General features: G+C 70.0%; 9 protein-coding genes. 7 read left to right on the top strand and 2 right to left on the bottom strand.

Annotated features, from left to right (window positions below; translation table 11 throughout):
• The first annotated feature begins 138 nt into the window (after positions 1-138).
• The 5 genes from RH94_RS42775 to RH94_RS08315 all read left to right on the top strand — a co-directional run bounded on the left by RH94_RS42775 (position 139) and on the right by RH94_RS08315 (position 3,050).
• Positions 139-1,176 (top strand): hypothetical protein, encoded by a 1,038-nt coding sequence (locus tag RH94_RS42775; protein WP_143203975.1) that lies wholly within the window; start codon positions 139-141, stop codon positions 1,174-1,176.
• Positions 1,140-1,328 carry a hypothetical protein gene (locus tag RH94_RS08330; RefSeq protein ID WP_073946989.1) on the top strand — a complete coding sequence of 63 codons (189 nt, stop codon included), beginning with the start codon at positions 1,140-1,142 and terminating at the stop codon, positions 1,326-1,328. The genes RH94_RS42775 and RH94_RS08330 overlap by 37 nt, the downstream gene beginning before the upstream one ends.
• A 124-nt stretch (positions 1,329-1,452) precedes the next feature.
• Positions 1,453-1,953, top strand: a complete 501-nt coding sequence (locus tag RH94_RS08325; protein WP_073946988.1) for a BlaI/MecI/CopY family transcriptional regulator — start codon at positions 1,453-1,455, stop codon at positions 1,951-1,953.
• A gap of 9 nt (positions 1,954-1,962) precedes the next feature.
• Complete coding sequence (locus RH94_RS08320; RefSeq protein ID WP_073946987.1) at positions 1,963-2,496, top strand: amino-acid N-acetyltransferase; 534 nt, start codon at positions 1,963-1,965, stop codon at positions 2,494-2,496.
• A gap of 218 nt (positions 2,497-2,714) precedes the next feature.
• On the top strand, positions 2,715-3,050 hold the full coding sequence (locus RH94_RS08315) for a histone-like nucleoid-structuring protein Lsr2 (RefSeq protein WP_073946986.1): 336 nt from the start codon (positions 2,715-2,717) through the stop codon (positions 3,048-3,050).
• Here the strand turns inward: RH94_RS08315 and RH94_RS08310 are convergent.
• Positions 3,029-3,697 carry an SCO3374 family protein gene (locus RH94_RS08310; protein ID WP_073946985.1) on the bottom strand — a complete coding sequence of 223 codons (669 nt, stop codon included), beginning with the start codon at positions 3,695-3,697 and terminating at the stop codon, positions 3,029-3,031. The genes RH94_RS08315 and RH94_RS08310 overlap by 22 nt on opposite strands.
• Positions 3,698-4,138: 441 nt before the next feature.
• Between RH94_RS08310 and RH94_RS08300 the strand changes: the two genes are divergently transcribed.
• Positions 4,139-6,664, top strand: coding sequence for an ATP-dependent Clp protease ATP-binding subunit (locus tag RH94_RS08300; protein WP_073946984.1), 2,526 nt, complete (start codon positions 4,139-4,141; stop codon positions 6,662-6,664).
• 91 nt (positions 6,665-6,755) lie between these two features.
• Here RH94_RS08300 and RH94_RS08295 read toward each other — a convergent pair whose 3' ends face one another.
• Positions 6,756-7,424 carry an HAD family acid phosphatase gene (locus RH94_RS08295; protein ID WP_073946983.1) on the bottom strand — a complete coding sequence of 223 codons (669 nt, stop codon included), beginning with the start codon at positions 7,422-7,424 and terminating at the stop codon, positions 6,756-6,758.
• 450 nt (positions 7,425-7,874) lie between these two features.
• Here RH94_RS08295 and RH94_RS08290 point away from each other — a divergent pair, with 450 nt between their 5' ends.
• Entirely contained in the window at positions 7,875-8,447 is a 573-nt protein-coding gene (locus RH94_RS08290; RefSeq protein ID WP_073946982.1) for a M23 family metallopeptidase, read from the top strand.
• Positions 8,448-8,493 lie beyond the last annotated feature (46 nt).

Here is an 8,493-nt window from a genome sequence, read left to right as displayed (position 1 = left end):
GCCGTGGCTGACGCTGATCGGGCTGCGGCTGGTGTACGAGCGGAACGTGTCGCGCCTCTGAGGGGGCGTCCGGCCCGGGGGCGGTTCCGAGCGCGTGCCGCATGTCGAATTTGTCCGATTGGCGCGTATGGTCGGCCCATGCCCACGCCACACGGAACCCGCGGCGGCATGGCGTTCGGTGCGGAGGAGCTGCGCGTGCTCCGCCGCGCCCTCGCCCTCGCCGTTCACTCCCGTCCCGCCGGTGCCGAGGACGTGCGGGACTGCCTCCGGCTCGCCGAGTCGCTCGACGAGGCGATGCGCGAGGGCGCCCGGCTGCGCACGTTCCTGCTGGCCGACCTCGCCCGCTACCGCGCCGCCCTTCCCGGCACGGCGGCCGCTTACCTGACCCTTCTCGAGGAGTGCCTGGACGCCGGCCACCGCCCCACCCCCGACGACGTGACCGCCCTCCAGGCCCTGCGCGGCAACCCGGTCGCCGCCTCCCTCCTCCCCAAGGCCCGCGCAACGGTCCCGACGGCCCGTACCGCCCCGACCGGCCGAGCCGCCCGCCCGACGCCGTCCGCACCGCCGGCTTCCAGGAGGCCGACGGGCCCGGCCGCGCCCGCACATTCCGGTGCGGCCACCGACCCGGCCGGCCGGGTCGCTCGCGTGGTGGCGGGGACGGCCTGTTCGGTGTCTGTCGCGCCGCCGACGGCTTCCGGTACGTCGGCTGTTTCCGTGCTGCCGGTGGGGCGTGCCGCAGCGACCGGTCCGGCCGCGCCCGCGCTCGGTGCGACCACCGGGCGGGCCGCTCGCCTGGTGGCGGTCGGTCCCGCCGTGCCGCCCGCTCCTGTCGTGCCCGCGGGGCCGGTCGGGTGTCCGGGGCCCGTTGCCGGTGCCCGTGGCGCCGGGTCGACCGTCGTCCGGGGGGCTGTGGGGGCGGGTGGTGAGGAGGAGCCGGGCGAGGAGCCGGTGGCGGAGCCCGGGGAGCGGCCCGCTCCCGGTCGGCCGGAGGCGCCGAAGCCCGGCCGGCGGCCCGTGCCCACGCCGGGGGAGGTGTTCCCGCGGCGGAAGCCGGGGACGCCGGGCGGGAAGCCGCGGCAGCGCCTTGTGGCGGCGCAGCCCTCCGGGGCACCCCGCCTCCGCCCGGCTACTCTGGACGCATGGACTACCTCTCCGCACTCCTTCCGTCGGCCGTGATGGCCGCGTTCTTCGTCGCCGTGGTCAGGGTGATCGTGAAGACCCAGGGCGGGGCCGCGAAGGCCAAGGAGGACGCGGCCGTGGACGCCGCCCTCGCACGGGCGCAGAGCGGCCCCCAGGCCTCCGGAGCCGCCGCCCCCACCGACGCCTGAAGGGCGCCTGACGCGGCGTGCGGCTCCCTCATACGCGTACCGCACGCCCTTTTTGTCTGCGTTTGACACTGGAAGTGCACGTTCGGCACGCCATTGCCGGGATCTCCCACTAGGGTGTCGAGTTGTGCCTCGACCTTTGGGAGAACTCGAAGACGCGGTCATGACGCGGGTGTGGAAGTGGAACCGCCCGGTGACCGTTCGAGAAGTCCTGGAAGACCTTCAGCGGGAACGCTCCATCGCGTACACCACCGTGATGACCGTATTGGACAATCTCCATCAGAAGGGCTGGGTGCGCCGCGAGGCGGAGGGCCGGGCCTATCGATATGAGGCCGTCTCCACCCGCGCCGCCTACGCCGCCGCACTGATGAACGAGGCCTGGTCCCGCAGCGACAACGCGGCCGCCGCCCTCGTCGCCTTCTTCGGCATGATGAACGACGAACAGCGGCAGGCCCTGCGAGATGCCGTACGCATGGTGGAAGGCGCCTCCGAAGTCCCCGTACCCGGCCCCGGAGAACAGTCCGCCGAAGGCGCCTCCGAAGTCACGGGGGAAGTCCCGGATACCGCCGAAGCCGCGGAAACCGGTGACGAGAACCCCGACTCGGCGCCGGGCGGCCACGGGCGATAGCGTCCGCTCATGCCCGCAGAGCGCCCCGAAGAGACCGCGAAAGCCATCACCGTCCGGCGCGCCCGGACCAGCGATGTCCCCGACGTGCGCCGACTGCTCGACGCCTACGTTCGCGACGGCATCCTGCTCGACAAAGCGACGGTGACCCTTTACGAGGACATCCAGGAGTTCTGGGTCGCCGAACGCGCCGACAACGCGGAGGTCGTCGGCTGCGGCGCACTGCACGTGATGTGGGAAGACCTGGCGGAAGTGCGCACTCTCGCGGTGAAGCCGGGTCTGAAGGGTGCCGGTGTCGGACACCGGTTGCTGGAGAAGTTGCTCCAGACCGCACGTGGGCTCGGTGTTCGCCGCGTATTCTGCCTGACCTTCGAAGTGGACTTCTTCACCAAGCACGGCTTCGTGGAGATCGGCGAGACCCCGGTGGACACCGATGTCTACGCGGAGCTGCTGCGTTCCTATGACGAGGGTGTCGCGGAGTTCCTCGGTCTCGAACGGGTGAAACCGAACACCCTGGGCAACAGCCGGATGCTTCTGCATCTGTGATCCACATTCCGCCCGCCCGCCCGGTCCGGCGCGCCCTATGTCCGAAACGCGCATGTTTCCGGACGGGGGTGAGCGGCCGGTCTCTCCCAGGGGTTTGTGTTTTTCCCGCAAAAGCGGTTTGCTTTCCGACGTACTGCTGTACTGCATATAACAGGGGACGGCGAAACGGCGGACACCGACCACCCCCGGCCCTCACGTTATCGATGAAAGGAAATCCGGTGGCACAGAAGGTTCAGGTCCTTCTTGTCGATGACCTCGACGGCAGCGAGGCGGACGAGACCGTGACGTTCGCGCTGGACGGCAAGACGTACGAGATCGATCTCACCACCGCCAATGCGGACAAGCTCCGTGGTCTTCTCGAGCCCTACGTCAAGAACGGCCGGCGCGGCGCGAGCCGTGCCTCGGGCGGACGCGGAAAGGCGCGTGCCGCTTCCGCCGGCAGCCAGGACACCGCACAGATCCGTGCCTGGGCGAAGGCGAACGGCTACGAGGTCAACGACCGCGGCCGGGTCCCCGCGATCATCCGCGAGGCCTACGAGAAGGCGAACGGCTGACCCGGGGCCCGCACCAAGCCCCGGGAACACGTGGACGGCTGGGACGGCTGGGCGCACGCGCGCCGCAGCCGGATCCGGTGACAGTGCGTCGCCAGCGTGTCCACCAGCCGTACGAGATCGGGGGCGTCCCGGCCGCCCCCCACGGCCGACAGCGTCGGCAGCGAGGAATCGGCCTCGCACCCGGACCCGGGGGGCCGCAGCCACACGGCGGCCCCCTGTGAACCGGAGCGGCCCGGCGGAAGCGGCCGGGCTCCGGGCGGCCCGGCGTCCGGAGGCGGCGGCGCCTCCATCAGCGTGCCCGCGCCCAGGGCCACCAGGTCCAGTTCCAGCGCCGACGGATCCCACTCCAGCCACCGCAGCAGCCCGGGCAGCTCCTCCGCACCGCCCGCCGCCACCAGCAGCCGCATCCGGTCCCCGCTCACGGCCACCGGAGAGCCGGGCCCCAGATGGCGCAGCGCGGCACGTCCGGCTTCGGCGGGTACGTCCAGGACGTCGAAGCGGAGACCCACGACAAGTCGTACCGGCTCCCCGGGCACCGTCGCCCATCCCAGATCGTTCTCGTACCAGTGCCGCGCCCTGTCTCCGGGGCCGAGCGGCCGCCGGGGAGAGGGAAGCGGGAGAGGAGTCGTGGAGAGGCTGCCGACCATGCCGGGTGCAACCGCCGGAAACGCGCCGAAGTCACGACGGGTGATGCCATGTGCGCCCGGAGTGGCGAACCGGAGGGCGTGCGGCGACGAGAAGGGGCGCAAGGTTGTTCGCCCATAGCTGAGGGAAGCGGCGCGCGCGGCATGGAGTGTCAGTCCGTGCGGGTAAGACATGCCTAGTGGGAGGGGTTGACGCGCAGGCGGCACCCGGGCAGCGGAGTCTCACGTTCGCCATCGGCGTACTGGCGACTGGGGTAACTGCCTGGCCTGCGGGAACATCGTCTCGCACCATCGGGTTGGAGCAGATGTCGGCAGTCGAGGTCAGGAGGCCAAGGACGGTGTCGGCAGTTGGAATGAGCGGTCCCCGCTTGCGGGACTAAGCTGCGGAAGGACAGGGAGGGGAAGTTCCCCCCACTGCCTGACCGCTCTGAGGAGCGATTAACGATGTTCGAGAGGTTCACCGACCGCGCGCGGCGGGTTGTCGTCCTGGCTCAGGAAGAGGCCCGGATGCTCAACCACAACTACATCGGCACCGAGCACATCCTCCTGGGCCTGATCCACGAGGGTGAGGGTGTCGCCGCCAAGGCCCTTGAGAGCCTCGGGATTTCGCTCGAGGCGGTCCGCCAGCAGGTGGAGGAGATCATCGGCCAGGGCCAGCAGGCGCCGTCGGGCCACATCCCCTTCACCCCCCGTGCCAAGAAGGTCCTGGAGCTGTCGCTCCGGGAGGCCCTTCAGCTGGGCCACAACTACATCGGCACGGAGCACATCCTGCTCGGCCTGATCCGTGAGGGCGAGGGCGTCGCCGCCCAGGTCCTGGTCAAGCTGGGCGCCGATCTCAACCGGGTGCGGCAGCAGGTGATCCAGCTGCTCTCCGGCTACCAGGGCAAGGAGACCGCCACCGCCGGCGGGCCTGCCGAGGGCACGCCCTCGACGTCCCTGGTCCTCGACCAGTTCGGCCGGAACCTCACCCAGGCCGCTCGTGAGTCCAAGCTCGACCCGGTCATCGGGCGCGAGAAGGAGATCGAGCGCGTCATGCAGGTGCTCTCCCGCCGTACCAAGAACAACCCGGTGCTGATCGGTGAGCCCGGCGTCGGCAAGACCGCCGTCGTCGAGGGCCTCGCCCAGGCCATCGTCAAGGGCGAGGTGCCCGAGACCCTCAAGGACAAGCACCTCTACACCCTGGACCTCGGTGCCCTGGTCGCCGGCTCCCGCTACCGCGGTGACTTCGAGGAGCGCCTGAAGAAGGTGCTCAAGGAGATCCGCACCCGCGGCGACATCATCCTGTTCATCGACGAGCTGCACACGCTGGTCGGCGCGGGTGCAGCCGAGGGCGCCATCGACGCGGCGAGCATCCTCAAGCCGATGCTGGCCCGCGGCGAGCTGCAGACCATCGGTGCCACCACCCTGGACGAGTACCGCAAGCACCTGGAGAAGGACGCGGCCCTGGAGCGCCGCTTCCAGCCCATCCAGGTCGCCGAGCCGTCCCTGCCGCACACGATCGAGATCCTCAAGGGCCTGCGCGACCGGTACGAGGCGCACCACCGCGTCTCCATCACCGACGAGGCGCTGGTCCAGGCCGCCACCCTGGCCGACCGGTACATCTCGGACCGCTTCCTGCCGGACAAGGCGATCGACCTGATCGACGAGGCCGGCTCCCGGATGCGCATCCGCCGGATGACCGCGCCGCCGGACCTGCGCGAGTTCGACGAGAAGATCGCCGCCGTCCGCCGGGACAAGGAGTCCGCGATCGACTCGCAGGACTTCGAGAAGGCCGCCTCCCTGCGGGACAAGGAGAAGCAGCTCCTGGCCGCCAAGGCCAAGCGGGAGAAGGAGTGGAAGGCCGGCGACATGGACGTCGTCGCCGAGGTCGACGGCGACCTGATCGCCGAGGTCCTCGCCACGGCCACCGGCATCCCGGTCTTCAAGCTGACCGAGGAGGAGTCCAGCCGCCTGCTCCGCATGGAGGAGGAGCTGCACAAGCGGGTCATCGGCCAGAACGACGCCGTCAAGGCGCTGTCCCGGGCGATCCGGCGTACGCGTGCGGGTCTGAAGGACCCCAAGCGTCCCGGTGGCTCGTTCATCTTCGCCGGCCCGTCCGGTGTCGGTAAGACCGAGCTGTCCAAGGCGCTGGCGGAGTTCCTCTTCGGTGACGAGGACGCGCTGATCTCCCTCGACATGTCGGAGTTCAGCGAGAAGCACACGGTCTCCCGCCTCTTCGGTTCGCCCCCCGGTTACGTGGGCTACGAGGAGGGCGGCCAGCTGACGGAGAAGGTGCGCCGCAAGCCGTTCTCGGTCGTCCTGTTCGACGAGGTCGAGAAGGCCCACCCGGACATCTTCAACTCGCTGCTGCAGATCCTGGAGGACGGTCGCCTGACCGACTCCCAGGGCCGGGTCGTGGACTTCAAGAACACGGTCATCATCATGACGACCAACCTCGGCACCCGGGACATCTCCAAGGGCTTCAACCTGGGCTTCGCCGCCGCGGGCGACACGAAGACCAACTACGAGCGCATGAAGAACAAGGTGTCGGACGAGCTCAAGCAGCACTTCCGCCCCGAGTTCCTCAACCGCGTCGACGACGTGGTCGTCTTCCCGCAGCTGACCCAGGACGACATCCTGCGGATCGTCGACCTGATGATCAGCAAGGTGGACGAGCGCCTGAAGGACCGGGACATGGGCATCGAGCTCTCCCAGTCCTCCAAGGAGCTGCTGGCCAAGAAGGGCTACGACCCCGTCCTGGGCGCCCGGCCGCTGCGCCGGACGATCCAGCGCGAGATCGAGGACTCGCTCTCCGAGAAGATCCTCTTCGGCGAGCTGCGCCCCGGTCACATCGTGGTCGTGGACACCGAGGGCGAGGGCGAGGACAAGACCTTCACCTTCCGCGGTGAGGAGAAGTCGGCGCTGCCGGACGTCCCGCCGATCGAGCAGGCGGCCGGTGGAGCCGGGCCGAACCTGAGCAAGGACGCGTAAGCCACCGCGCTCGGCCTGTGAACCGAAGGGGGCTGCCCCGGGACCTGGAGTCCCGGGGCAGCCCCCTTTCCGCCGTGTTCCGGCCGGTCGGTCAGGACAGCTGCCCGTCGTAGTCCGGCAGCTTGAAGGTCTTCTCGGCGTGCCCGCCGGACAGGTCGGTCGCGCTGTTGCCGATGTTGGCGATGATCGTCCAGCCCCTGGACTCGATGGCGGCGCGCTGGGCGGTCTTGTAGTCGGCGACGTCCTTGAACAGGTCGAACAGGCCGCGGACGTGGAGGCCGTCGACGCGGTAGCCCTCGTGCGTGAGGTTGAACCGCGTCGCCTCCTTGAGGATGCCCGGGCGGGCGGTGACGAAGAACAGCGCGACACCGTGCTCCTGGGCGTACTGGGCGGCCTTCAGCACGGGCCTGTTGGCCGGCTGGGGGTAGCTGAAGCCGAAGTCGGTCTCCAGGGTCGTGTTGTCGATGTCGAACACGATGGCCTGCTTCTCGCCGGGCCCGCCGTCCGCGATCCGCTGCCGCAGATAGGGCAGGGCCTCGTCCATCACGGCCTGGCAGTCCTGCTGCCAGGTGCCGTGGTCGACCTTCCCGGACGCGGCCGCGGTGGCCGTGACACCGGCCGCGGCCGTGGCGGTGACGCCCGTGGCGGAGGCCGGGGCGTCCGTCGCGGCCCGGGCGCCGGCGGGGACGGCGAGCGCCGTGGCGGCGACCGTGGCGAGGGCGGTCAGGCGGGCGCGGTGCGTCCAGGTGCCTGTGGTCATGGGGGGTCCTCTCGCGTCCGTACCACTGAGGTTGTTGTGGACATGATGCTCGTGTGCCGGAGTGGCGAGAGGGGAACGGGAAAATTACTAGTGGGTAACTCCAATGAGACGGTGGCCACATGAGGTCGGTCACACGGAAAGGGGGCTCGGCCCCGCTTCTTGGTGACATGCTGCACAGGCGGTTTGTCCGGTACTAGGGGGCTTAGTGCGGGACAGGAGCCAAGAAAGCGGGCAAATCGGGCGGCGGAATGGGCTGCCGTGGGGTATCTACAGGGCATTTGTCCCAAATGGGCTGGCCGTCAAGAGACGTACGCCACTGTCTCCTGTTACTACTTTCCGTCGTAGTGGCGGTGTTTGAGTGCCGATGACCGACGGGGTTACCAAGGGATCGCCGCCCGGTGAGGACAAGCGTCCGGGTGGTTGCCACGTCCCCCACCCCCAGAGGTTTCGATGTTCCAGCGCGCCACGTCCCGCTCCGCCCGTGCGACCAAGCTCCGTACCCGCGCCGCCGTCCTGGCCGCCGGTCTGGGTGTATCGGTCGCCCTGGGCGCGGGAGTAGCGTCCGCCGCCGAGACCGCGGCGGCTCCCACCGCCACCGTCACCGCCGCCAAGTCGGCCGCCGGCTGGGTCACCCCGGTGAAGAACTACAAGCTCACCGCCGGCTTCAACCAGAACGGTGCCCGCTGGGCGCACAAGCACAGCGGCCAGGACTTCGCCGTGCCGGTCGGCACTCCGGTCGTCGCCGCGAGCGGTGGCACCGTCGTCAAGGCCGGCCCGAACGGCGCCGGTGACGGCCCCGCCTACGGCAACGCCGTCGTCATCAAGCACGCCAACGGGAAGTACTCCCAGTACGCCCACCTCTCCAGCGTCCACGTGAAGGCCGGTCAGGTCGTCGCCGCCGGCCAGCAGATAGCCCTGTCCGGCAACACCGGCAACTCCACCGGCCCGCACCTGCACTTCGAGATCCGTACGACCCCGAACTACGGCTCCGCGCTCAACCCGCTGGCCTTCCTGCGGGCCTGAGACCCCGCCTGAGCGGCTGAACCGCCGCACCGCGCCCCCGCCGCCC

This window comes from Streptomyces kebangsaanensis, from assembly GCF_001906585.1.
In the GTDB taxonomy this organism is placed as follows: domain Bacteria; phylum Actinomycetota; class Actinomycetes; order Streptomycetales; family Streptomycetaceae; genus Streptomyces; species Streptomyces kebangsaanensis.
Note: the sequence above shows the minus strand (reverse complement) of the source record. Positions and strands in the feature narration are given on the sequence as shown.

What these genes read in the sequence shown, in the direction of transcription:
- RH94_RS42775 (WP_143203975.1), top strand. Translation starts at nt 139, where the DNA reads ATGCCCACGCCACACGGAACCCGCGGCGGCATGGCGTTCGGTGCGGAG.
- RH94_RS08330 (WP_073946989.1), top strand. Translation starts at nt 1,140, where the DNA reads ATGGACTACCTCTCCGCACTCCTTCCGTCGGCCGTGATGGCCGCGTTC.
- RH94_RS08320 (WP_073946987.1), top strand. Translation starts at nt 1,963, where the DNA reads ATGCCCGCAGAGCGCCCCGAAGAGACCGCGAAAGCCATCACCGTCCGG.
- RH94_RS08310 (WP_073946985.1), bottom strand. Translation starts at nt 3,697, where the DNA reads ATGGTCGGCAGCCTCTCCACGACTCCTCTCCCGCTTCCCTCTCCCCGG.
- RH94_RS08300 (WP_073946984.1), top strand. Translation starts at nt 4,139, where the DNA reads ATGTTCGAGAGGTTCACCGACCGCGCGCGGCGGGTTGTCGTCCTGGCT.
- RH94_RS08295 (WP_073946983.1), bottom strand. Translation starts at nt 7,424, where the DNA reads ATGACCACAGGCACCTGGACGCACCGCGCCCGCCTGACCGCCCTCGCC.
- RH94_RS08290 (WP_073946982.1), top strand. Translation starts at nt 7,875, where the DNA reads ATGTTCCAGCGCGCCACGTCCCGCTCCGCCCGTGCGACCAAGCTCCGT.